Origin of the sequence: Paraburkholderia sp. D15 (genome assembly GCF_029910215.1) — a bacterium.
In the GTDB taxonomy this organism is placed as follows: domain Bacteria; phylum Pseudomonadota; class Gammaproteobacteria; order Burkholderiales; family Burkholderiaceae; genus Paraburkholderia.
Genome location: NZ_CP110395.1, coordinates 3,675,320 through 3,700,137, shown reverse-complemented (window position 1 = coordinate 3,700,137; position 24,818 = coordinate 3,675,320). Strand labels below are relative to the sequence as shown.

The following is a 24,818-nucleotide window of genomic DNA, read 5'->3' as shown; positions in this document are numbered from 1 at the left end:
ACGATCGGATAGCCCAAGCCGTAACGACCGGTTAATATCCGTGACTGTTGCCTTTCAAAACGCTCTTGCGCCGTGCCCGGACGGGCGGCGCCGCGCGGCATTTCCCAGGTATGGCGCATTTTGCTCAGGGTGCCCGGCAGCATCGGATCGCATCCATGGGCTATCGATCACGCGTCGCAAGACGCATGTGTGCGCGGCCGTCCCCGGGGTCGGGATGCGCGCACTTTTTCATTCTCAGCCTTTGACAGAGGTCGCTCCATGCGCGTCGAACGGGTTCCATTCCGCTTAATCAGTGCCGCGACGGCTGCCGTATTGCTGGCAGCATGCGGACCAAAACAATCTGCCCCGCCGCAACAAACGCCCGAAGTGGGCATCGTCACCGTTCAGCCGACGGCCGTGCCCGTCGTCACCGAATTGCCCGGCCGCACCAGCGCCTTCCTCGTCGCGCAGGTGCGCGCGCGCGTCGACGGCATCGTGCTGCGGCGTGAATTCACCGAAGGCGGCGAAGTGAAGGCCGGTCAGCGTCTGTACAAGATCGACCCGGCGCCGTACATCGCCACGCTGAACAACGCCAAGGCCACGCTCGCCAAGGCGCAGGCGAACCTCGTGTCGACCACCGCGCAGGCGAACCGCTACAAGGTGCTGGTGGCCGCGAACGCGGTCAGCAAGCAGGACTACGACAACGCGGTCGCCGCGGAAGGCCAGGCGGCGGCGGACGTCGCCGCGGGCAAGGCGGCCGTCGACACCGCGCAGATCAACCTCGGCTACACCGACGTGACCTCGCCGGTGACGGGTCAGATCGGCGTGTCGCAAGTCACGCCGGGTGCGTACGTGCAGGCGAGCGCGGCAACGCTGCTGGCGACCGTGCAGCAACTGGATCCGGTCTATGTGGACCTGACGCAATCGAGCCTCGACGGTCTGAAGCTGCGCCGCGAAGTGCAGGAAGGCCGTCTGAAGACGACCGGCCCGGACGCCGCCAAGGTTTCGCTGATCCTCGAGGACGGCCGGACCTATTCGGAGAAGGGCAAGCTGCAGTTCACCGACGTGACGGTCGACCAGAGCACCGGTTCGGTCACGGTGCGCGCGCTCTTCAAGAACGCCGACAAGGTGCTGCTGCCGGGCATGTTCGTGCGCGCGCGGATCGAAGAGGGCGTCAACGACAACGCGCTGGTGGTGCCGCAGGTCGGCATCACGCACGACCAGAAGGGTCAACCGACCGCGCTGGTGGTCGGCGACGACAACAAGGTCGTGCTGCGTCAGCTCGTCACCTCGGGCACGTACGGTTCGAACTGGGTGGTCGAGAGCGGCCTGAAGGCCGGCGATCGGGTGATCGTGCAGGGCACGGACAAGGCTCGCCCGGGCATGCAGGTCAAGACGGTTGCCGCGCAACTTCCCGCCACACCCGCCTCCGGCGCCGCCGCTCAGGGCGCGCCGGCCGCCAGCGGTGCTGCGCAGACGGCGCAACCCGCCTCTGCCGCATCGGGCGCGTAATAACAGGGAGCCCGCCTCATGGCAAAGTTCTTTATTGATCGCCCGATTTTTGCGTGGGTGATCGCCATCATTCTGATGCTCGCGGGGATCGCGTCGGTCTTCACGCTGCCGATCGCGCAGTACCCGACGATCGCGCCGCCGGCCGTGCAGATCAGCGCAACGTACCCGGGCGCCTCGGCGAAGACGGTGGAAAACACCGTCACGCAGGTGATCGAGCAGCAGATGAGTGGTCTCGACCACTTGCTGTACCTGTCGTCGACGTCGGACGACTCGGGTACGGCAACCATCACGCTGACGTTCGCCGCCGGCACCAACCCGGACATCGCGCAGGTGCAGGTGCAGAACAAGCTGCAGCTCGCCACGCCGTTGCTGCCGCAAGCGGTGCAGCAGTTGGGCACCAAGGTCACGAAATCGAGCAGCAGCTTCCTGCTGGTGCTGGCGTTCGTGTCCCAGGACGGCAGCATGAACAAGTACGACCTGGCGAACTACGTCGCGTCGAACGTCGAAGATCCGATCAGCCGGATCGACGGCGTGGGTACGGTGACGCTGTTCGGCTCGCAGTACGCGATGCGGATCTGGCTCGACGCGAACAAGCTGACCAACTTCGGCCTCACGCCGGTGGATGTGCAGACCGCGCTGACCAACCAGAACGTGCAGGTCGCCGGCGGTTCGCTCGGCGGTACGCCCGCGGTGCCGGGGCAGGTGCTGCAGGCGACCATCACGGAAGCCACGCTGCTCAATACGCCTGAACAGTTCGGCAACGTGCTGCTGAAGGTGAATCCGGACGGCTCGCGCGTGCGCATCAAGGACGTCGCGCGCATCGAGCTGGGCGGCGAAAACTACAACTTCGACACCAAGTACAACGGTCAGCCCACGGCAGGCTTCGGTATTCAGCTGGCGACCGGCGCGAACGCGCTGGCGACCGCGAAGGCGGTGCGCGCGAAGATCGACGAACTGTCGAAGTACTTCCCGCACGGTCTGGTGGTCGAGTACCCGTACGACACCACGCCGTTCGTGCGTCTGTCGATCGAGGAAGTGGTCAAGACGCTGCTCGAAGGTATCGTGCTGGTGTTCCTGGTCATGTACCTGTTCCTGCAGAACCTGCGGGCCACGCTGATCCCGACGATCGCGGTGCCGGTGGTGCTGCTGGGCACGTTCGCGATCATGGGGCTGGTCGGTTTCTCGATCAACACGCTGTCCATGTTCGGGCTGGTGCTCGCCATCGGCTTGCTGGTGGACGATGCGATCGTGGTGGTGGAAAACGTCGAGCGGGTGATGCAGGAGGAGGGCTTATCGCCTCGGGAAGCGACCCGCAAGGCGATGGACCAGATCACCGGCGCGCTGATCGGCGTGGCGCTCGTGCTGTCGGCGGTGTTCGTGCCGGTGGCGTTCTCGGGCGGCTCGGTCGGGGCGATTTACCGGCAGTTCTCGCTGACCATCGTGGCGGCGATGGTGCTGTCCGTGCTGGTCGCGTTGATTCTGACGCCGGCCTTGTGCGCGACGATCCTCAAGCCGATCGAGAAGGGCCATCACGAGAAAACCACCGGTTTCTTCGGCTGGTTCAACCGTACCTTCAACAAGAGTCGCGACAAGTATCACTCGGGCGTGCACCACGTGATCAAGCGTTCGGGCCGCTGGCTGATCATCTATATGGTGGTGATCTTCGCGGTCGGTCTGCTGTTCGTGAAGCTGCCGAAGTCGTTCCTGCCCGATGAGGACCAGGGCACGATGTTCGTGCTGGTGCAGACGCCGTCGGGTTCGACGCAGGAAACCACGGCACGCGCACTGAAGGACGTGTCGGACTACCTGCTGAACGACGAGAAGAGCATCGTCGAGTCGACCTTCACGGTGAACGGCTTCAGCTTCGCCGGTCGCGGCCAGAACGCGGGTCTCGTGTTCGTGCGGATGAAGGATTACGCGGTGCGTCAGCATTCGGACCAGAAGGTGCAGTCGCTGGTCGGCCGTCTGTTCATGCATTTCGGCAGCTACAAGAACGCGCTGGTGTATCCGGTGAATCCGCCGTCGATTCCTGAACTCGGCACGGCCGCGGGCTTCGACTTCGAACTGGAGGACCGTGCGGGCGTCGGCCATGAAAAGCTGATGGAAGCGCGCAACATGCTGCTCGGCATGGCGTCGAAAGATCCGACGCTGGCGCAGGTGCGTCCGAACGGCCTGAACGATACGCCGCAGTTCAAGGTGGATATCGACCACGAGAAGGCGTCCGCGCTCGGCGTGTCGCTGGCGACGATCGACCAGACGTTCTCGATCGCGTGGGCCTCGCAGTACGTGAACAACTTCCTCGATACCGACGGCCGGATCAAGAAGGTGTACCTGCAGGGCGACGCGCCGTTCCGGATGAACCCGGAAGATCTGAACGCGTGGTACGTGCGTAACTCGGCGGGCACCATGGTGCCGTTCTCGTCGTTCGCCAGCGGCACGTGGACCTACGGTTCGCCGAAGCTCGAACGCTACAACGGTATCTCGGCGGTGGAAATCCAGGGCGCGGCCGCACCGGGCAAGTCGACCGGTCAGGCCATGACGGCGATGGAAGCGCTGGTCACGAAGTTGCCGGCGGGTGTCGGCTACGAATGGACCGGTCTGTCGCTGCAGGAACGTCAGTCGGGTTCGCAGGCGCCGATTCTGTACGGCATCTCGATCCTCGTCGTGTTCCTGTGTCTCGCGGCGCTGTATGAAAGCTGGTCGATTCCGTTCTCGGTGATCATGGTGGTGCCGCTCGGCGTGATCGGCGCACTGCTGGCGGCGACGCTGCGTGGGCTCGAAAACGACGTGTTCTTCCAGGTGGGTCTGTTGACCACCGTGGGGCTGTCGGCGAAGAACGCGATTCTGATCGTGGAATTCGCCCGCGAGCTGCAGCAGGGCGAAGGCATGGGACCGGTCGAGGCGGCGCTGGAAGCGGCGCGTCTGCGGCTGCGTCCGATCCTGATGACCTCGCTCGCGTTCATTCTCGGCGTGTTGCCGCTCGCGATCAGCAACGGCGCGGGTTCGGCCAGCCAGCACGCGATCGGTACCGGCGTGATCGGCGGGATGTTGACGGCGACCTTCCTCGCGATTTTCATGATCCCGATGTTCTTCGTCGTGATCCGCGCGAAGTTCGGCGGCGAGAAGGAAGACCCGGACGAGGCGCTCGCACACTACAACCAGCATCATCCGCATGACGGCCAGGATGGCGGGGCGGCTGATAATGGCTCGGGCAAGGATGGACATTGAGATGCAAAAACATTCTCTGATTGCAGTGGCGGTCGCGTTGTTCGCCGCGGGTTGCACGATGGCGCCGCATTACCAGCGCCCGGCGCCGCCCGTCACGGCGACCTTCCCGACCGGCGGCGTGTACGACACGCAACCGGGCGCGACCCAGCCGGGCCAGCAAAAGTCCGGCGCGGCCGCCGCCGCGCGCAGCGCGAACGGCCTGGCCGCGGCCGACATCGGCTGGCGCGATTTCTTCGTCGATCCGCGCATGCAGCGGCTGATCGAGATCGCGCTGAAGAACAACCGCGATCTGCGTGTGTCGGTGCTGAACATGCAGGCGTCGCAGGCGCAGTACCGGATCGTTCGCGCCGGTCTGTTCCCGACGCTCGAAGCCGCCGGTTCGCAAAGCAAGTCGCGTACGCCGAAGGATCTGTCGTTCTTCAACCAGACGATCTCGAACTCGTATTCGGTCGGCCTGAACGCTTCGTGGGAAATCGACTTCTTCGGGCGGATTCAAAGCCTGAAGGATCAGGCCTTGGCCACGTACCTCGGTACGGCCCAGGCGCGCAAGGCAGCGGAAATCTCGCTGGTGTCGCAGGTTGCGAACCAGTACCTGACGGTGCTCGAACTGGACGATCTGCTGAAGGTCACGCAGAACACGCTGAAGACCGCGCAGGAGTCGTATCGCATCACCAAGCTGCAGTTCGACAACGGCACGGGTTCGGAACTGGATCTGCGCCAGGCGCAAACGGTGGTCGAGACGGCCAACGCGAACCTGCAGGCGCAGGCGCGCTTGCGGGCGCAAGGCGAGAACGCGCTGGTCCTGCTGCTGGGCGAGCCGTTGCCGGCCGATCTGCCGCCAGGTCTGACGCTGGACGACCAGAATCTCCTCACGGATATTCCGGCCGGCGTGCCGTCCGATCTGCTGACGCGTCGTCCGGACATCATGGAGGCCGAGGAGAACCTGCTCGCGGCCAACGCGAACATCGGCGCGGCGCGCGCGGCGTTCTTCCCGAAGGTTTCGCTGACCGGCAACTTCGGCACGCTGAGCCCGTCGCTCGGTGGCCTGTTCAAGCCGGGTTCGGCGGCGTGGGGCTTCGGTCCGTCGATCACGGTGCCGATCTTCGAGGGTGGTCAGAACATCGCCAACCTCGACGTGGCCAACCTGCAGAAGAACGTCCAGATCGCCACGTACGAAAAAGCGATCCAGACGGCCTTCCGCGAAGTGGCGGATGCGCTGGCGGCGCGTGGTACGTACGACCAGCAGATCTCGGCGCTGGAGCGCGATACGTTCGCCGAACAGCGTCGTCTGGATCTGTCGAATCTGCGTTATACGAACGGTGTCGACAGCTATCTGTCGGTGCTGACCGCGCAGACCGATCTGTACACGGCGCAGCAGTCGTTGATCACCGCGCGCATGCAGCGTCTGCAGAACCTGGTGACGTTGTACCAGGCGCTCGGCGGCGGCTGGATCGAGCACAACGGCGATCAGCCGCGTCCGGCCGATGCACCGGTGGACTACGGCGCGGCCAGCGCGCCGGCGGCGGCATCGGCGGCGACGGCGGGGTAAGCCGAAGTCGCATCACTGCCGATGCGCGGGGCGGCTCTCTGTGGTACGGGAGCCGAACCGCGCAGCCGGGCAGAAAACCCGGCAGAGAACGCAGTAAAAACCGCAGCAAAAACAGCAGCAAAAACAGCAGCAAAAACAGCAGCAAAAACCGCGACAACGCTGAAACAACAAAGCCACGGCATGCCGTGGCTTTGTTGTTTGTCCGTAGCGGACTGCGGGAACGCTCTCTGCAAACCGTTAGAAACTTCTGTCGGCCCGGCGATCGTTCGAACCGCCAGACCGACCTGTCACTGCTTCATCCGCTTAATGCAGGTCCGCTGCACGCAGCATTTCGTCGCGTTGCGGTTCGTTGCCGCCGCGGCCGTCGAAATCGTGGCCGGCCTTGCGGATCTCGCATTGCGCTTTCTTCTCGCTCTTCACGCCGTTGAAGATCAGATTCAGCACGACCGCCGATACCGACGCCAGCAGAATCCCGCTATGCAGCAGCGGCGTCAGCGCCGACGGCAGCTTCGAGAAGAAGTGCGGCGACACCACCGGCACGAGGCCCAGACCGACGCTCACCGCGACGATGAACAGGTTGTGCTGGTTCTTCACGAAGTCGACGCGCGACAGCACCTTCATGCCGTTCGCCGCGACCATGCCGAACATCACGATGCCCGCGCCGCCCAGCACGAAGGCCGGCACCGATGCGACCACCTGCGCCATCTTCGGGAACAGACCCAGCAGCACCAGGATCACGCCGCCCATCGCGCAGACAAAGCGGCTCTTCACGCCGGTCACGCCGATCAGGCCGACGTTCTGCGAAAACGACGTATGCGGGAACGAGTTGAAGATACCGCCGATCAGCGTGCCCAGACCGTCGACACGCAGGCCGCGCACCAGCGCCTTCTGATCGACCGGACGATCCACCATGTCGCCGACCGCGAGGAACATGCCGGTCGATTCGATGAAGGTGACGAACATCACGGTGACCATCGTCGCGATCGACAGCGGGTCGAAGTGCGGCATGCCGAAGTGGAACGGCATCGGGAAACCGACCCAGGAGGCGTGCGTGACGCCGTCCATGTTGACGCGGCCGAGCACCAGGGCGATCACGAAGCCCGCGATGATGCCGAGCAGCACCGAGATGTTGGCGAGAAAGCCCTTGGCGAACTTGTTGATCAGCAGAATCAGCGTCAGCACGACGAACGACAGGCCGAGGTAGATCGGGTTGCCATAGTCGGGATTGCCCACGCCGCCGGCCGCCCAGTTGATGCCCACTTCCATCAGCGACAGACCGATCACCGAGATCACCACGCCGATCACGACCGGCGGGAAGAAGCGCAGCAATTTGCCGATGACCGGCGCGATCACAATGCCGATCACGCCTGCTGCAATCGTCGAGCCGAAGATGTCGAGAATGCCGAGAGAAGGATTGGTGCCGATCGCGAGCATCGGACCGACGGCCGCGAACGTGCAGCCCATGATGACCGGCAGGCGGATGCCGAAGATCCACAGGCCGAGCGTTTGAATCAAGGTTGCGATGCCGCAGGAGAACAGATCGGCGCTAATCAGGAAAGCGATCTGATCCTTCGGCAGATTGAGCGCCGCGCCGATGATCAGCGGTACTGCGACTGCGCCTGCATACATCACCAGAACGTGCTGAATGCCGAGGGTCAGCAACTGGCCCGCGGGCAGTCGCTCGTCGCACGGGTGAACCGTGTTCGATTGCATATCGTCTGTCTCCACCATCATAGTTTTGGGATGGCTCCAAGGTATCGGGGACGATAAAGTGCAACAAGACCACTGGAGGCTATTCCGGCATTCCCGGTGACGATATGCGTTGGACCGGTTTGAAAGGCAATTTAAAGGCGTGCGTTCGCGCCATCGGCGGGCAGCCCCTTCTAGCGGCGGTGCGGGGCGACGCGGCGCTCGCATCATCGTCGCGCGGATATGTGCAAGAATCAATGAGGTGTATCTCTCACGACGCATAGTGCAGTTTTCATGCGGCTCGCGAGAGGGCGGGGTTAACCCGCGAACCGGTCAATTCGACCGGCTGCCGGCGGCGTTTTTCGAGGCGCTTCACGACGGCGAAAAATATCCTGTTTCGATGCCTTTCCGCGAGTCGCGCAAGCGCTCGTTCACGCGCATTTTTCCCGCCACTTTTCATCTGTCATCGCTCATGAGTTTTCTTGGCATCGATCTCGGCACCGGTTCCCTCAAAGTCGCAATCGTCGACGATGAGGGGCGCGAGCAGGCGGTTGCGAGCGTCGCGTATTCGATCGAAACACCGCACGCGGGATGGGCGGAAACGTCCGTGCAGACCTGGTGGCGCGCGTTGTGCGAAGCGGCCGCGCGCCTGCCCGGGGCATTGCGCCGCGAGGTCCGCGCGATCGGCTTCTCCGGGCAGATGCACGGCGTCGTGCTGATCGATGCCGATGGCCAGGCCGTGCGTCCCGCGATGCTGTGGCCCGACACGCGCGCGCTCGCCTTGCTCGACGCGTGGCCCGAGCCGCAGGCCAATCCGGTCGCGCCGGGCATGGCCGGTCCGTTGTTGCGCTGGATCGTGCTGAACGAACCGCGCACGGTGCATGCGACGCGCTGGGCGCTGCAGCCGAAAGACTGGCTGCGCGTCGCGTTGGGCGGCACGGTGCTGACCGATCCTTCCGACGCATGCGCGACCGCGCTCGCCGATCCGGCCGGCGTGTGGGACACCGCGTTACTGGAACGGCTCGACATTCCGCGCGACTGGTTCGCGCCGCTCGCGCCGTCGTATGCGGCGGGTGGCGTGTTGTCCGACGCCGCGGCGCAGGCGTTGGGTTTGCGCGCGGGCATCGTGCTCGCGGCCGGCGCCGCCGACACGCCGTGCGCGGCGCTCGGCAGCGGCCTCGCCCGCGATGGCGACGCGTTGCTCACCACCGGCACCGGCGGCCAGATCGTCGTGCTCGCCAGCGACGCGCCGGCGGCGGCGCGCGGTTTGCATCGCTATCGCGCGGCGAGTGACCACTGGTACCGGATGGCGGCGATGCAGAACGTCGGCATCGCATTGGAACGTGTGCGCGGCTGGCTCGGTTATGAATGGGCTGACGCGTATTCCGATGCATTCGGCGCGGCATCGGTTGATGCGTCAGGTGATGCCGCTGGCGTGGCGTTCGCCGAATCAGACGCGAGCGCGACCCATCGCAACGGCACGCTGTCCTTTCTCCCTTACCTCACCGGCGAACGCACGCCGTGGCTCAATCCCTCCGCGCGCGGCGGCTGGCTCGGCCTTGCCCTCGATCACACGCGCGGCACGATGATGCGTGCGGCGTTCGAAGGCGTCGCGTTTTCGTTGCGTGCGGGGCTCGACGCGATTCGCGCGAGCGGCGCCAGTGTGCCGTCGTTGAAGCTCGCGGGCGGCGGTTCGGTCGATGCGCGCTGGCGGCAACTGCTCGCCGACGCGTTGCAGGCCGAACTCCATGCGGTCGATTGTCCGAACGCGGCGCCGCGTGGCGCGGCAATTCTCGGTGGCCTCGCGTGCGGGCATTGGCATGCGGACGATCTCGCCGCGCTCGCCCCCGGCGCGACGCGCGTGGCGGGACCGCGCAACGATACGGCGCTGGCCGAACGTTATGCGCGCTTTCTCGATCTTTATGGGCGCGTCGAGACGTGGTTCGGCGCGTCGGACACAAGGTAACGACGTGAGCGATGCCGGCAAGCTGAACATCGAACCTCGCGGTCGCGCATCAACCATCGCGGATGTCCGTTCCAGACAATGCCGCGACGCACTTTGCAATACCATTACGCTTTTCGCGGGCTAAGGTGGAGCGCGGCGTGAAGCATGGAGCGAAGGCCCGTTCCCTTCCTCGCACGCGCACGCATCGCGTCATCCACGACTGACACCCGATACCCGACACCGGCGCGCCGCCGCTAGCCTCACGCGACGCGCGTTGCACTCACCGACCTCTCAGGAGCATTCACGATGAAAACCAAAGCAGCCATCGCATGGAAAGCCGGCGCCCCCTTGACGATCGAGGAGGTGGATCTGGAAGGCCCGCGCGCCGGTGAAGTGCTGATCGAAGTGAAGGCGACGGGCATCTGCCACACCGACTACTACACGCTCTCGGGCGCCGATCCCGAAGGCATTTTCCCGGCGATTCTCGGCCACGAAGGCGCGGGCGTGATCGTCGATACCGGTCCCGGTGTCGGCACGCTGAAGAAGGGCGATCACGTGATTCCGCTCTACACGCCGGAATGCCGTCAATGCAAGTTCTGCCTGTCGCGCAAGACGAACCTGTGTCAGGCGATCCGTTCGACGCAAGGCAAGGGACTGATGCCCGACGCGACCTCGCGCTTCTCGCTCGACGGCAAGCCGCTGTTCCACTACATGGGGACGTCGACGTTCTCGAACTACATCGTCGTGCCGGAGATCGCGGTCGCGAAGGTGCGCGAGGATGCGCCGTTCGACAAGATCTGCTACATCGGCTGCGGCGTGACGACCGGCGTCGGCGCGGTGGTGTACTCGGCGAAGGTCGAGGCGGGTGCGAACGTCGTGGTGTTCGGGCTCGGCGGCATCGGCCTGAATGTGATTCAAGGCGCGAAGATGGTGGGCGCGGACAAGATCATCGGCGTGGACATCAACCCCGGCCGTATCGAACTGGCGAAGAAGTTCGGCATGACGCACTTCATCAACCCGAACGAAGTCGAGAACGTGGTCGACCATATCGTGCAGTTGACCGACGGCGGCGCCGACTATTCGTTCGAATGCATCGGCAACACCAAGGTGATGCGTCAGGCGCTCGAATGCACGCACAAGGGCTGGGGCCAGTCGTTCATCATCGGCGTGGCGGCGGCGGGCGAGGAAATCAGCACGCGTCCGTTCCAGCTGGTGACGGGCCGCGAGTGGAAGGGCTCGGCGTTCGGCGGCGCGCGCGGCCGTACCGACGTGCCGAAGATCGTCGACTGGTACATGGAAGGCAAGATCAATATCGACGATCTGATCACGCACCGTCTGCCGCTCGAGCGTATCAACGAGGGCTTCGATCTGATGAAGAAGGGCGAGTCGATCCGCTCGGTCGTGCTGTACTGATGCCGCGCCGAGCCACGTATCAAAGCGCATTGAAGGAGCATGACGATGCCTGAACTTCTGTCGTCGCACGCCTGCCATGGCGGCGAGCAGCGCATCTACCGGCACGACTCGCGGACCATCGGTCTGCCGATGCGCTTCTCGGTGTATCTGCCGCCGCAAGCCTTGCAGGCGAATGCGAATGTACCCGCGCTGTTCTATCTCGCGGGTTTGACGTGCAGCGAGGAAACCTTTCCGATCAAGGCCGGCGCGCAGCGTTTCGCGGCGCGTCACGGCATCGCGCTGATCGCGCCGGATACGAGTCCGCGCGGCGCGGGCGTGCCGGGCGAAAGCGCGGCATGGGACTTTGGCGTGGGCGCGGGTTTCTACGTCGATGCGACCGAACAACCGTGGGCGCAGCATTACCGCATGTACTCGTATGTGCGCGACGAGCTGCGCGAAACGGTGCTGGCGAACCTGCCGCTCGACGGCGCGCGCCTCGGCATCTTCGGCCACTCGATGGGCGGTCACGGCGCGTTGATGCTGGCGTTGCGCAATCCGGAGATCTACCGGTCGGTGTCGGCGTTCGCGCCGATTGCCGCGCCGATGCGTTGCCCGTGGGGCGAGAAGGCGTTCAGCGGCTATCTGGGCGCGGATCGCGAAACGTGGAAGGCGTACGACGCTAGCGAGCTGGTGGCGCGCGCGTCGCATCGATTCGCGCAGGGGATTCTGATCGATCAGGGGCTTTCCGATCAGTTTCTCGCGGAGCAGTTGCATCCGGACGTGTTCGAAGCCGCGTGCGAAGCAGCGGGGCAACCGTTGACGCTGCGCCGTCATGCGGGCTACGACCACGGGTATTACTTCATCTCGACGTTCATCGAGGATCATCTCGCGCATCACGCGAAGGTGTTGCTGGGCTGAAAATCTGGGAGGGTGTTGGGTTGCGCATCCGGCTGCGCGCTCGACCAAAACAGAAACGGCAGCGTTCACACGCTGCCGTTTCTTTTTCAGCTACTCACGCGCTCGCTCGCGGATTTGCGCCGCGCACCGTACTTAGCGCCGCTTCAACAAACTCCCGCCATACACCACCGCCGACAGCACGGTAATCCAGAAGCTCGTCGGCCAGTCGGTATAGAACGCCAGCGTCAGCCCGAGCCACGCCTGCAACAGCGCGAATACCGCCGCGAGCACGAGGCCGGTCGACAGGCGCGTCGTCATGTTCTGCGCGGCGGCGGCCGGGCCGACCATCAGCGTGAAGACCAGCAGCACGCCGACGATCTGCGTGCACGCCGCCACCGCCAGCGCGGCGATCGCCAGAAACAGCACCGACACGCGCCGCAGCGACACACCCTTCGCTTCGGCCAGTTCCGGCTGCAACGAGGCGAACAGCAAGGGCCGCATGATCGCCGCGAGCGCCAGCAGACTGATGACGCCCAGCGCGGCCAGCACGCCGAGCGTCGACGTGTTCACGCCGAGCACGTTGCCGAACAGCAATGCGGTGACCTGCGTCGCGTATGCGGTGAAGAAGTGCAGAAACAGCAGACCGAAACCGAGCGACAGCGACAGGATCACGCCGATCGCGACGTCGCGTCCGGCCAGCCGTTCGCCGAGCGCGCCCATGCCGACGCCCGCCGCGAGCGTGAAGCCGATCATCCCCCAGATCGGCGAGATGCCGATCAGCACCGCGCCGGTCGCGCCGGTGAAGCCGACGTGCGATAGCGCGTGGCCCGCGAAGGTCTGCCCGCGCATCACCAGAAAGTAACCCACCACCCCCGCCAGCACCGCGACGATCCCCGACGCCGCGAACGCGTTGACCATGAAATCGTATTCAAACATCGTGCTTGTGTCCGTCGCGAGAGTCGTGCTGGTGTGAGTGGCCGTGCGCACCGCCGTGGTCGTGCGCATGTCCATGGCCGCCGTGCGAATGCGCATGACCGTGGCCGCCGTCTTCGTCGTGTTCGTGCTCGTGATCGTGCTTCTCGACTTCGACATCGCCCGACATCACGAAGATGCGGCCGTTCACGCGCATCACGTCGATCGGCGAGCCGTAGAGGCGCGACAGCACCGGACGCGTAATCACTTCGTCGACGGTGCCGAGCGCCGCCACGCCGCTGCCGAGGTACAGCACGCGATCGAGCGAGTTCAGCAGGGGATTCAGTTCGTGCGCGGAGAACAGCACGGCGATGCCGAGTTCCTGCTGCACGCGCCGCACGAGTTCGACCACGCTCTTCTGATGGTGCGGGTCGAGGCTGATCAACGGTTCGTCGAGCAGCAGCAGTTTCGGGTTGCCGAGCAGGCATTGGGCGAGCAGCAGCCGTTGACGCTCGCCGCCCGACAGTTCCGACAGCGGCCGCTCGGCCAGCCTGGTGCCGCCGACCAGATCGAGCACGCGCTCGACATCGGCGCGGGTTTTTGCATCCGCGTGAGGCAGTCCCCAGCGATGACCGTCGGCGGCCATCGCGACGAAATCGCGGCCGCGCACGCGCCGTCCGGCGAGCGCGCTGCGCGTCTGCGGCATATAGCCGATGGACGCGTTGCCGCGCTCCACCGGCTGTCCCAGCACGCGGATCGCGCCGCTCGCGGCCGGCACGAGGCCGAGCACCGCGCGCATCAAGGTGGTCTTGCCCGCGCCGTTCGGCCCGAGCACGCCGATGAATTCGCCTTGATTCACCACGAAGCCGGTGTCGCGCAGAATCGTGCGGCCGCCGAGTTCGAGCGTGACGCGCTCGAGTTCGAGTACGGGCGCATTCGCTGGCGTGTCGCGGCCAGTCAGAGTCATGGTGTCTTTCCCTTGCTGCCGGCAGCCGATGCCGCTGCGCCCACGCCCGCGCCGTTCGCTTCGCCGACCACCAGCGCCGCGCCCAACGCGTCGAGCTGGCTCAGCATCCACGTCTGATAGGTCTTGCCGGCCGGTTCGGTCTCGGTGACGCTCATGGTCGGCACCTTCGATTGCTGCGCGAGCTTCAACATGCGTTTGGTCAGGGCCTCGGTTGCCTGGCTGTTATAGATCAGGACGCGCACCTGCTTTTCGCGCAGGTCGCGTTCGAACGCGGCGATATCGGCCGCGCTGGCTTCGGTGTCGTTCATCGTGGCGAGCTGGAAGCGCAGGTTGCGCATGCTCAGGCCCACCGCGTCCGACATGTAGCCGAACACCGGCTCGGTCGCCGTGACCGGCACGCCCGCGAAGCGGCCGTGCAGCTCGGCGACCTTGGCGTCGATCGGCTTCAGCGAATCGAGAAACTTCGCGAGGTTCGCATCGTACGCCGACTTGTGCGCCGGGTCAGCCGCGACGAGCGCCGCGCTCACCGCGCGCGCCACCTTCGGCATGGTCGCCGGGTCGTACCAGAGGTGCGGATTATCGCCGCTCTTCCTGCCGGTCAGGTCGGCGGCGACGATCGTCACGCGCTGCGTACCCTTCGACGCGGCCAGCAATTTTGCCATCCACGGATCGTAGTCGGCGCCGTTGTAGACCACAAGGCTCGCATGCTGGAGCGCGCGCGCCGTCTTCGGACTCGCTTCGAACAGATGCGGGTCCTGGTCGGGATTGCTGAGAATGCTGGTCACGTCGACGCGATTGCCGCCGAGTTGCTGGACCACGTCGCCGTAGAAATTCTCCGCCGCGACCACCGGGATTTTCGCGTCGGCGGCGAACGCGCCTTGACTCATCGAGCCGATCGCGCACGCGGCAGCGGCCGCCGCGACGTACTTCGACAGCTTCAACGCGCGCTGGGCGCCATTCAACATCGAGCCGAGTTTCTTCATCGTTGTTTCCTGCTGCGTGAGAGTTGAGTGAATCCGTTGAGTGAGTCGCCAACCTCAGGGTTGGATGCCGCGGGCGGCGCGCGCGCACAACGCACACAGGCCGCTCAATTCGATGACCTGCCGATGCACCTCGAAGCCTTGCGCCGGCGCGCTGTGCGACAACGGGCCGGCGAGTTCGTCGCCGGGAATCTCGACGGTCGCGCCGCAGCCGTCGCACATCAGGAACTGGCTGCGATGCGGTACGCCGATCTCGCAGCAGGCCACATACGCGTTCTTCGACTCGATCCGGTGCACGAAGCCGTGCGCGAGCAGAAAGTCGAGCGCGCGATACACGGTGGTGGGCGGCACGCGGCCGCGTTGCGGTTCGAGCGCATCGAGCAATTCGTACGCGCCGACCGGCCGCTCGCTCTCGACGATCGCCGCGTACACCTGGCGGCGCAGCGGCGTCAGCGCGAGGCCGTGCAAGGCAGCGTGCGCCTCCGCATGGGCGAGCCGGATGGCGTGGTGTTCCGCTTGCGAGAGGGCCATCGGCATCGATCTCCGTCCTGACGAAATGGGAAAAGCGGGGGCTGGGGGCGTTGCGACGCTTGAGCCGCTGAAACCACTGAAGCCGAACCCGGCGTCACGCCGCGCAGCGCGGTCGCAATGATATAACGTATCTCAAATAATTGTCAGCGGCTTGAGCAGAAAGCGTCTTGGCCTTCCTCGTTTTCTCGTATTAGTGTTGTTCAGAGCCGGAAGACCGATCGAGCGATGCCCGCCCACGCGCTGCCGCGCTGCACCATCGAAATCTGCGCGGGTGCCTTGACATGACCCGGTCCGTATCCGATCATTCGATCAACAACAGAGCAATTGCTCTACCGATGAGCGTTCGCTCACCGCAAGGCAAAAAACGCAATGAACCGGAGACAGGCAGTGGCGGCACGATTGCAAGACAAGGTGGCGATTCTGACGGGCGCGGCGAGCGGCATCGGCGAGGCAGTGGCGCGGCGCTATCTGGACGAAGGCGCGCGCTGCGTGCTGGTGGACGTGAAGCCGGCGGACAGCATCGGCGCCGCATTGCGCGCCGAGTACGGCGAGCGCGTGCTGGGCGTCACCGCGGACGTCACGCGCCGCGAAGACATCGAGCGGATCGTGGCGAGCACGCTCGAACGCTTCGGCCAGATCGACATTCTGTTCAACAACGCGGCGCTGTTCGACATGCGCCCGATCCTCGACGAATCCTGGGACGTGTTCGACCGCCTGTTCGCGGTCAACGTGAAGGGCATGTTCTTCCTGATGCAGGCTGTCGCGCAGAAAATGGTCGAGCAGGGCCGCGGCGGCAAGATCGTCAATATGTCGTCGCAGGCGGGCCGGCGCGGCGAGGCGCTGGTGTCGCATTACTGCGCGACCAAGGCCGCCGTGCTCAGCTATACCCAGTCCGCGGCACTGGCGCTCGCGCCGCACAAGATCAACGTGAACGGCATCGCGCCGGGTGTCGTCGATACGCCGATGTGGAAGGAAGTCGACGCGCTCTTCGCCCGTTACGAAAACCGTCCGCTCGGCGAGAAGAAGCGCCTGGTCGGCGAAGCGGTGCCGCTCGGCCGCATGGGTGTGCCGGACGATCTGACCGGCGCCGCCCTGTTTCTCGCGTCGGCGGATGCCGACTACATCACCGCGCAAACCTTGAACGTCGACGGCGGCAACTGGATGAGTTGACGCGTACTCGCGCACGCGGCGCGCGAGCGCCGCATCGTGCGGGCGCCCGGATCATCCACCGTCATTTTCGTAGAACAAACGCAGCATCACATAACGTACGAGAAAGGAGACAACACATGAAGCCAGCTCTCAAATTCGCGCTGAAGGCGGCCAGTGCCGGCGCCGTCGCGTGCTTTGCATTGAACGCGTCGGCGGGGACGGTGACCATCGCCACGCTGAACAATCCGGACATGATCGAGCTGAAGAAGCTCTCGCCCGAATTCGAAAAGGCGAATCCGGACATCAAGCTGAACTGGGTGATTCTCGAGGAAAACGTGCTGCGTCAGCGTGCCACCACCGACATCACGACCGGCAGCGGCCAGTTCGACGTGATGACGATCGGCGCGTACGAAACGCCGCAATGGGGCAAGCGCGGCTGGCTCACGCCGCTCACCGGCCTGCCCGCCGATTACGATCTGAACGACGTCGTGAAGACGGCCCGCGACGGCCTGTCGAGCGGCGGCCAGCTGTACGCGCTGCCGTTCTACGTCGAAAGCTCGATGACGTATTACCGCAAGGACCTGTTCGCGGCGAAGGGCCTGAAGATGCCCGATCAGCCGACCTACGACCAGATCGCGCAATTCGCCGACAAGCTGACGGACAAGGCCAACGGTGTGTACGGCATCTGTCTGCGCGGCAAGGCGGGCTGGGGCGAGAACATGGCCTACGGCACGACGGTGGTGAACACCTTCGGCGGCCGCTGGTTCGACGAGAAGTGGAATGCGCAGCTGACCTCGCCGGAATGGAAGAAGGCGATCACCTTCTACGTCGATCTGCTGAAGAAGGACGGCCCTCCGGGAGCGAGCTCGAACGGCTTCAACGAAAACCTGACGCTGATGTCCTCGGGCAAGTGCGCGATGTGGATCGACGCGACGGTCGCGGCAGGCATGCTGTACAACAAGCAGCAGTCGCAGATCGCCGACAAGGTCGGCTTCGCCGCGGCGCCGATCGCGGTCACGCCGAAGGGTTCGCATTGGCTGTGGGCATGGGCGCTGGCGATTCCGAAGTCGTCGAAGCAGGCGGACTCGGCCAAGAAGTTCATCGCGTGGGCCACGTCGAAGCAGTACATCGAACTGGTCGCGAAGGATGAAGGCTGGGCCTCGGTGCCGCCGGGCACGCGTCAGTCCACCTATGCGCGCCCCGAGTACAAGCAGGCCGCACCGTTCGGCGACTTCGTGCTGAAGGCGATCGAAACGGCGGACCCGGATCATCCGACGCTCAAGCCGGTGCCGTACACCGGTGTGCAGTTCGTCGGCATTCCCGAGTTCCAGTCGTTCGGTACCGTGGTCGGTCAGAGCATCTCCGGCGCGATTGCCGGTCAGATGACGGTCGATCAGGCGCTGGCCGCCGGCAATGCGACCGCGAACCGCGCGGTGCAGCAGGCCGGGTATCAGAAGTAACCTGGAGAAGTGGCCCGGAGCAGAACCCGGGTAGCCGGCCGCGGCGCCGACGCGCACGAGTTGCGCGTCGATGCCACGCGGCGGGCACGCGCCGGCTGACGCCCGTCAGCCGGCAGCACAGCGGGCTGTCCCCGGCCCCGCGCGCGGACGATCCTTGCGAAGAGGGTCGCGGCCGTTCGCGCGGAATCGGGTTCAGCGGTCTTCAGCGGACAGTCCGCGCATTACCGAACAGGTGGTCAATCATGCGTCCTCTGCGCCTACCTCTCATGCATGCCCATCCCCAGACAGAAAAAGAACGCGAAACCCGCAAAGCCAATTCCGCCCGCTGGCTGGTGACGCCCTCGGTCGCGGTGCTGGTGTTGTGGATGGCGATTCCGCTCGCGATGACGATCTGGTTTTCGTTCTCGCGCTACAACCTGCTGAACCCGGACCTCAAGGGTTTCGCCGGTTTCGACAACTACAAGTTTCTCGCCACCGACCCGTCGTTCGGCCCGTCGATTGCCCACACGCTCGAACTGATCGTGGCGGTGCTGGTGATCACCGTGGTCGGCGGCGTGCTGATGGCGATTCTGTTCGACCGCAAGTTCTACGGTCAGGGCGTCGCGCGTCTGCTCGCCATTGCCCCGTTCTTCGTGATGCCGACGGTCAGCGCGCTGATCTGGAAGAACATGATCCTGCATCCGGTGTATGGCCTGATCGCGCAGGGCATGCGCGCGCTCGGCATGCAGCCGATCGACTGGTTCGCCGAATATCCGCTGACGGCGGTGATCATGATCGTCGCGTGGCAGTGGCTGCCGTTCGCGTTCCTGATCCTGTTCACCGCGATCCAGTCGCTCGACCAGGAGCAGAAGGAAGCGGCAAAGATAGACGGTGCGGGACCGTTCTCGATGTTCTTCTACATCACGCTGCCGCACCTGAAACGGGCGATCGCGGTGGTGGTGATGATGGAGACGATTTTCCTGCTGTCGATCTTCGCCGAAATCTATACGACCACGGGCGGCGGTCCGGGCACCGCGACCACCAATCTGTCGTACCTGATCTACTCGCTCGGCCTGCAGCAGTTCGACGTCGGCCTCGCTTCGGCGGGCGGCATTCTCGCGGTCGTGCTGGCCAACATCGTGTCGTTCTTCCTCGTGCGCATGCTCGCGAAGAACCTGAAAGGGGAGTACGAAAAATGAGCCAGGTTGCCTCTACTCCGGTGTCCAGCGCGACGCCGATGACCGTGCCGGCCAAGTCGCCGTTCGCCGCGATCCGCCGCGGCATTCCCGGCGTCATTGCATGGCTGGTCGCGTTGCTGCTGTTCTTCCCGATCTTCTGGATGACGATCACCGCATTCAAGACGGAACAGCAGGCCTATTCGTCGTCGCTGTTCTTCGTGCCGACGCTCGATAGCTTCCGCGAGGTGTTCGCGCGCAGCAATTACTTTGCGTTCGCGTGGAACTCGGTGCTGATCTCGGTCGGCGTGACGGTGCTGTGTCTGCTGCTCGCCGTGCCGGCCGCGTACGCGATGGCGTTCTTCCCGACGCGCCGCACGCAGAAGGTGCTGCTGTGGATGCTGTCCACCAAGATGATGCCGTCGGTCGGCGTGCTGGTGCCGATCTATCTGCTGTGGAAAAACAGCGGGCTGCTCGATTCGGTGTCGGGTCTGGTGATCGTCTACACGCTGATCAATCTGCCGATCGCGGTGTGGATGTCGTTCACGTACTTCGCCGAAATTCCGCGCGACATTCTCGAAGCCGGACGCATCGACGGCGCGGCGACGTGGCAGGAAATCGTCTATCTGCTGATGCCGATGTCGCTGCCGGGGCTCGCGTCCACCGCGCTGCTGCTCGTGATCCTGTCGTGGAACGAAGCGTTCTGGAGCATCAACCTGTCGAGTTCGAACGCGGCGCCGCTGACGGTGTTCATCGCGTCGTATTCGAGTCCGGAAGGCTTGTTCTGGGCCAAGCTGTCGGCGGCTTCGCTGCTGGCGGTCGCGCCGATCCTGATCGTCGGCTGGCTGTCGCAGAAGCAACTGGTGCGCGGCCTTACGTTCGGGGCGGTCAAATGACAGCAGGTCCGGTTGAGATGCCGGTCGGCCATCAGTTCGCGCTGATCTGCGATTGCGACGGCGTGCTGATCGACAGCGAAGCCGTGGCGGCGCGCATGCTGGTGCACGAGCTCGAAGCGCGCTGGCCCGGCACCGACGTCGAGCCGGTGGTGCTGCCGCTGCTCGGCCTGCGTATCGAAGCGGTATTGCAGGGCGCGGCGACGCGGCTCGGCAAGAGCCTCGAGGTGGCCGACATCGACGCGATCCGTCGCGCGGTGGAAGCGGCGGCGATGCAGGCGCCGGCGGTGGAAGGGATCGAGGCGGCGCTCGCCCAGGTGCCGCTCGTCAAAGGTTGCGCGAGCAACAGCTTCAGCCCGTATGTGGAAAGCGTGCTGGCGCGTACCGGGCTGGTGCGTTTCTTCGGCGAGCGGCTGTTTTGCGCCGATACCGTGCCGAATCCGAAGCCCGCGCCGGACGTCTATCTGGCGGCGGCGAAGGGACTCGGGCTCGCGCCGTCGGCCTGCCTCGTGGTGGAGGACAGCGTCACCGGCGTGACGGCGGCGAACGCGGCGGGCATGACGGTGCTGGGCTTCATCGGCGGCGGTCATGCGAGCGACGCGCAGATCGACAAGTTGCATGCGGCGGGCGCGCGTCACGTATTCGACGACATGCAGCAGCTGCCGGAACTGGTTGCGCAATGGACGCTGAGCGCGACGGCAGCCGCGCCGCAACCCGCCACATGAGCCGCGCGGCGACGACACACGGTACCCGGCGGCAGAACGTCATAGACAGGGCAACAACAGCATTACACGGAGACACATCATGGCAAGCGTAACTCTGCGCAACATCAGAAAGGCCTACGACGACAACGAGGTGATGCGCGACATCAACCTCGACATCGCGGACGGCGAGTTCGTCGTGTTCGTGGGCCCGAGCGGATGCGGTAAATCGACGCTGATGCGGATGATCGCCGGCCTCGAAGACATCAGCGGCGGCGATCTGACCATCGACGGCGTGCGCGTGAACGACGTCGTGCCCGCCAAGCGCGGCATCGCGATGGTGTTCCAGTCGTACGCGCTCTATCCGCACATGACGCTGTACGACAACATGGCGTTCGGCCTGAAACTCGCGGGCACCAAAAAGCCGGAAATCGACGCGGCGGTGCGCAATGCGGCGAAGATCCTGCACATCGACCATCTGCTCGATCGCAAGCCGAAGCAACTGTCCGGCGGCCAGCGGCAGCGCGTGGCGATCGGCCGCGCGATCACGCGCAAGCCGAAGGTGTTCCTGTTCGATGAACCGTTGTCGAATCTCGACGCCGCGCTGCGCGTGAAGATGCGCCTCGAATTCGCGCGTCTGCACGACGAGCTGAAGACCACGATGATCTACGTGACGCACGACCAGGTCGAGGCGATGACGCTGGCCGACAAGATCGTCGTGCTGTCGGCGGGCAATCTGGAACAGGTGGGCAGTCCGACCATGCTGTATCACGCGCCGGCCAACCGCTTCGTCGCGGGTTTCATCGGCTCGCCGAAGATGAACTTCATGGAAGGCGTGGTGCAGTCGGTCACGCACGACGGCGTCACGGTGCACTACGAAACCGGCGAAACCCAGCGCGTCGCGGTGGAGCCGGGCGCGGTCAAGCAGGGCGACAAGGTGACGGTCGGCATTCGCCCCGAGCATCTGCACGTCGGCGCGAGCGAGGACGGTATTTCGGCGCGCACCATGGCGGTCGAATCGCTCGGGGATGCGGCGTATCTGTACGCCGAATCGAGCGTCGCGCCGGACGGTCTGATCGCGCGGATTCCGCCGCTCGAACGGCATACGAAGGGCGAGACGCTGAAGCTCGGCGCGACGCCCGAGCATTGCCATCTGTTCGATAGCAACGGCAAGGCGTTCATGCGCAAGATCGTGGAAGTGCTGGCCGCTTGATGAGCGTGACCCTGGACATGAAAAAAGCGGCGCATTTCACTTCAATGCGCCGCTTCTTTCTATCCGCCGGGGCCGTCAGGCTCGCCGCGTCCTAGGCCGCCAGCGCAGCCCGCGCGCATAGCTCGTCGGTCACGAGCCCCGACAGCCATCCGCCCTTGAGCACCGCGATCAATGCCTCGCGCTTGCGCTCGCCGCCGGCAAAGCCGATGGTCGGCCGGCGCGGCGGCGAATCGAGCGGCAGGCTGGTCACGCGGCGGCCGGTCGGCGATTCGACATGGGCGCCGGTCGCATCGATCGGCAGGCCGAGCATTTCGGCGACGGCGCCGCCGTCCATCATCTCGTCCACTTCGCCCGACGTGATGAAGCCGTCTTCGTACAGCGGACACTTCGGCCCGATATTGCCGACCCCGACGAACGCCACATCGGCCTCGGCCGCGAGCGTTTCGACGATCCGGTACAGCCGGTGATTGCACCACTGCGCGCGCTCCGCCTCGCTATCGGCGAGCAACGGCGCGGGCAGCAGAAAATGCTTGCCGCCGGTCTTCTCGGAAATGTGCAGCGCGACGTCGTAACGGTTCGAGGAGCCGTCCTGGGCGATCGCCCCGACCAACGATACCAACCGGTGCTGCGGACGCTCCAGCTGCGCGATCTGATCGACCGACGCCTTCAGCGTCCGGCCGCTGCCGACCGCCACGACCATCGGCCTGTCTTCGTTCAGATGACGCTCCATCACCTGCGCGCCGGCCACCGCCAGCTTGCGGTCGACTTCCTCGGGCGTGTCGCTGTCCACCGGCACGACCTCGCACATGCTGAGGCCGTAGCGCTTCGACAGTTGATCGGCGAGCGACAGGCAGTCGGCCAGCCGGTGATCGACGCGCACGCGGATCAGGTTCTTCTCGACGGCGAAGGCGACCAGCCGTTGCGCGACCGGGCGCGACACCTGGAGCTTTTCGGCGATCTCGTTCTGGGTATTGCCGGCGACGTAGTAAAGCCAGGCGGCGCGAGTTGCAAGATCTAGTTTTTCTGTGGACTTGGACACGATAACGGCTCGCTTGTTGTGCGCGGATGATAGCAGCCGGTCCCGTCGTCTCCACGGGGACCGGCCGCGGCTTGCCGTCGCTCAGCTCAGGCGAGCGGCGCGCGCGCCGGATCGAACAGCGGCCGCACGTGGCGATACAACGCGCGATACGCGTCGAGCCGCACGCGCAGTTCGGCGTGGCGGCGCGGATTCGGCGTGAATTCCTTTTCGATCGGCGGTTTGCTCAGCACGGTGGCCGGGTCGCCGCCCGCCGCGAGCCAGCCGAGACGGGCCGCGCCGAGCGCCGCGCCGGTTTCGCCGCCGCCGTGCTTACGGGTGGCGGTGTCGAGCGCGTCGGCGAGCAGTTGTGCCCAGTAGTCGCTGCGCGCACCGCCGCCCAGCAGCGACAGCGCCTTCGCTTCGGTGCCGGCCGCGCGCAGGGCGTCGAGGCCGTCGGTCAGCGCGAGCGTCACGCCTTCGAGCACCGCGTAGCCGAGCAGCGCGCGGTCCGTCGCGTGATTCATGCCGAAGAACACGCCTTGCGCGTACGGGTCGTTGTGCGGCGTGCGCTCGCCGGACAGGTATGGCAGGAACAGCGGCGCGGTGGTGAGCGCATCGGCCGGCAGCGCTTCGATCTCGGCGAGCAGCGTGGGCTCGTCGGTGGAGGTGAGCTTGCAGACCCAGCGCAGACAGCTCGCCGCCGACAACACCACGCTCATCTGATGCCAGCGATCCGGAATCGCGTGGCAGAACGCATGCACCGCCGAAGCCGGGTTCGGCCGGAAGCTGTCGCCGACCACGCACAGCACGCCCGAGGTGCCGAGCGACACGAAGCCGTCGCCCGGTTGCGTGGCGCCGATGCCGATCGCGCTGGTGGCGTTGTCGCCGCCGCCCGCCGCGACGATCACGCCGTCCTGCAGACCGAATTCACGCGCCACCGCGGGCAGCAGCGTGCCGGACGGCGCACTGCCCTCGGCGAGGTCCGGCATCTGCGCGCGCGTCATGTCGCAGGCCGCGAGCAGGGAGTCGGACCAGTCGCGTTTGGCGACGTCGAGCCACAGCGTGCCCGCCGCATCCGATGGATCGGACACCTTGCCACCCGTCAGTTGCAGACGCAGATAGTCCTTCGGCAGCAGCACGCAGGCGGTCTGCGCGAAGATATCGGGTTCATGGCGCGCGACCCACAGCAACTTCGGCGCGGTGAAACCCGGCATGGCCAGATTGCCGGCCACGCTGTGCAGGTCGGGCGCGCGCTCAGTCAGCTCCGCGCACTCCTTGTCGCTGCGCATGTCGTTCCACAGGATCGCCGGGCGCAACACGCGGTCCTGCGCGTCCAGCAGCACCGCGCCGTGCATCTGACCCGACAGGCCGATGCCGCGGATCTGCGCGAACTCGTCCGGATATTTCGCGCGCAGCGCGGTGAGCGCGCTGCGTGTGCCGGTCCACCAGTCTTCGGGATTCTGCTCGGCCCAGCGTTGATGCGGGCGCGAAACGGTAAATGGAGAGCCTGCCGTGCCGATCACGCGACCATCGGAGGCGAGCAGCAGGACTTTCACTTCGGACGTGCCGAGGTCGATGCCGAGATACATGGGCGCGGAACCTTCGTCGTTGGAGATGCGCTACTTTAGCCGCACATGGCGAGCGATGCC

General features: G+C 65.3%; 19 protein-coding genes. 12 read left to right on the top strand and 7 right to left on the bottom strand.

Annotated elements, in window-relative coordinates; genetic code table 11:
* The first annotated feature begins 258 nt into the window (after positions 1-258).
* Genes LFL96_RS16000 through LFL96_RS15990 form a run of 3 tightly spaced genes read left to right on the top strand, consistent with a single transcriptional unit; the run spans position 259 to position 6,268 of the window.
* On the top strand, positions 259-1,491 hold the full coding sequence (locus LFL96_RS16000) for an efflux RND transporter periplasmic adaptor subunit (protein ID WP_280996170.1): 1,233 nt from the start codon (positions 259-261) through the stop codon (positions 1,489-1,491).
* 18 nt (positions 1,492-1,509) lie between these two features.
* Positions 1,510-4,719: an efflux RND transporter permease subunit gene (locus LFL96_RS15995; RefSeq protein WP_280996169.1), complete on the top strand. Its 3,210-nt coding sequence runs from the start codon at positions 1,510-1,512 to the stop codon at positions 4,717-4,719.
* Position 4,720: 1 nt separating this feature from the next.
* On the top strand, positions 4,721-6,268 hold the full coding sequence (locus LFL96_RS15990) for an efflux transporter outer membrane subunit (protein ID WP_280996168.1): 1,548 nt from the start codon (positions 4,721-4,723) through the stop codon (positions 6,266-6,268).
* Between the two features lie 303 nt (positions 6,269-6,571).
* Here LFL96_RS15990 and LFL96_RS15985 read toward each other — a convergent pair whose 3' ends face one another.
* Complete coding sequence (locus LFL96_RS15985) at positions 6,572-7,981, bottom strand: nucleobase:cation symporter-2 family protein (RefSeq protein WP_280996167.1); 1,410 nt, start codon at positions 7,979-7,981, stop codon at positions 6,572-6,574.
* Between the two features lie 448 nt (positions 7,982-8,429).
* On the opposite strand from LFL96_RS15985, the gene LFL96_RS15980 reads away from it, so the two are divergent.
* The 3 genes from LFL96_RS15980 to fghA all read left to right on the top strand — a co-directional run bounded on the left by LFL96_RS15980 (position 8,430) and on the right by fghA (position 12,212).
* Positions 8,430-9,923 carry an FGGY family carbohydrate kinase gene (locus tag LFL96_RS15980; RefSeq protein ID WP_280996166.1) on the top strand — a complete coding sequence of 498 codons (1,494 nt, stop codon included), beginning with the start codon at positions 8,430-8,432 and terminating at the stop codon, positions 9,921-9,923.
* Positions 9,924-10,208: 285 nt separating this feature from the next.
* The gene (locus LFL96_RS15975; RefSeq protein WP_280996165.1) at positions 10,209-11,315 is read left to right on the top strand and encodes an S-(hydroxymethyl)glutathione dehydrogenase/class III alcohol dehydrogenase; all 1,107 of its coding nucleotides are present in this window, start codon (positions 10,209-10,211) and stop codon (positions 11,313-11,315) included.
* A gap of 45 nt (positions 11,316-11,360) precedes the next feature.
* Positions 11,361-12,212: an S-formylglutathione hydrolase gene (fghA, locus tag LFL96_RS15970; protein WP_280996164.1), complete on the top strand. Its 852-nt coding sequence runs from the start codon at positions 11,361-11,363 to the stop codon at positions 12,210-12,212.
* A gap of 132 nt (positions 12,213-12,344) precedes the next feature.
* Here the strand turns inward: fghA and LFL96_RS15965 are convergent, their stop codons facing one another.
* The 4 genes from LFL96_RS15965 to LFL96_RS15950 are packed head-to-tail and all read right to left on the bottom strand — an operon-like array spanning position 12,345 to position 15,581.
* Positions 12,345-13,127, bottom strand: coding sequence for a metal ABC transporter permease (locus LFL96_RS15965; protein ID WP_280996163.1), 783 nt, complete (start codon positions 13,125-13,127; stop codon positions 12,345-12,347).
* Positions 13,120-14,070 (bottom strand): ABC transporter ATP-binding protein, encoded by a 951-nt coding sequence (locus tag LFL96_RS15960; RefSeq protein ID WP_280996162.1) that lies wholly within the window; start codon positions 14,068-14,070, stop codon positions 13,120-13,122. Before LFL96_RS15960 ends, LFL96_RS15965 begins: the two co-directional genes overlap by 8 nt.
* Positions 14,067-15,053, bottom strand: coding sequence for a metal ABC transporter solute-binding protein (locus LFL96_RS15955; protein ID WP_280996161.1), 987 nt, complete (start codon positions 15,051-15,053; stop codon positions 14,067-14,069). Before LFL96_RS15955 ends, LFL96_RS15960 begins: the two co-directional genes overlap by 4 nt.
* Before the next feature lie 54 nt (positions 15,054-15,107).
* A complete protein-coding gene (locus LFL96_RS15950) occupies positions 15,108-15,581 on the bottom strand; it encodes a Fur family transcriptional regulator (RefSeq protein WP_281000789.1) in 474 nt (157 codons plus the stop codon).
* 369 nt (positions 15,582-15,950) lie between these two features.
* Here LFL96_RS15950 and LFL96_RS15945 point away from each other — a divergent pair, with 369 nt between their 5' ends.
* From LFL96_RS15945 to ugpC, 6 genes are all read left to right on the top strand, one after another.
* Positions 15,951-16,751, top strand: a complete 801-nt coding sequence (locus tag LFL96_RS15945; protein WP_280996160.1) for an L-iditol 2-dehydrogenase — start codon at positions 15,951-15,953, stop codon at positions 16,749-16,751.
* Between the two features lie 116 nt (positions 16,752-16,867).
* Entirely contained in the window at positions 16,868-18,190 is a 1,323-nt protein-coding gene (locus LFL96_RS15940; RefSeq protein ID WP_280996159.1) for a sugar ABC transporter substrate-binding protein, read from the top strand.
* Between the two features lie 242 nt (positions 18,191-18,432).
* A complete protein-coding gene (locus LFL96_RS15935) occupies positions 18,433-19,368 on the top strand; it encodes a sugar ABC transporter permease (protein ID WP_280996158.1) in 936 nt (311 codons plus the stop codon).
* Between the two features lie 38 nt (positions 19,369-19,406).
* Positions 19,407-20,240 (top strand): carbohydrate ABC transporter permease, encoded by an 834-nt coding sequence (locus LFL96_RS15930; RefSeq protein ID WP_281000787.1) that lies wholly within the window; start codon positions 19,407-19,409, stop codon positions 20,238-20,240.
* Entirely contained in the window at positions 20,237-20,962 is a 726-nt protein-coding gene (locus tag LFL96_RS15925) for an HAD family phosphatase (RefSeq protein WP_280996157.1), read from the top strand. The genes LFL96_RS15930 and LFL96_RS15925 overlap by 4 nt, the downstream gene beginning before the upstream one ends.
* A gap of 79 nt (positions 20,963-21,041) precedes the next feature.
* On the top strand, positions 21,042-22,151 hold the full coding sequence (ugpC, locus tag LFL96_RS15920; protein ID WP_280996156.1) for a sn-glycerol-3-phosphate ABC transporter ATP-binding protein UgpC: 1,110 nt from the start codon (positions 21,042-21,044) through the stop codon (positions 22,149-22,151).
* Positions 22,152-22,242: 91 nt separating this feature from the next.
* On the opposite strand, the gene LFL96_RS15915 is transcribed toward ugpC, so the two are convergent.
* Both LFL96_RS15915 and xylB read right to left on the bottom strand, forming a co-directional pair.
* On the bottom strand, positions 22,243-23,190 hold the full coding sequence (locus tag LFL96_RS15915) for a sugar-binding transcriptional regulator (protein WP_280996155.1): 948 nt from the start codon (positions 23,188-23,190) through the stop codon (positions 22,243-22,245).
* Between the two features lie 86 nt (positions 23,191-23,276).
* The gene (gene xylB, locus LFL96_RS15910) at positions 23,277-24,758 is read right to left on the bottom strand and encodes a xylulokinase (protein ID WP_280996154.1); all 1,482 of its coding nucleotides are present in this window, start codon (positions 24,756-24,758) and stop codon (positions 23,277-23,279) included.
* Positions 24,759-24,818 lie beyond the last annotated feature (60 nt).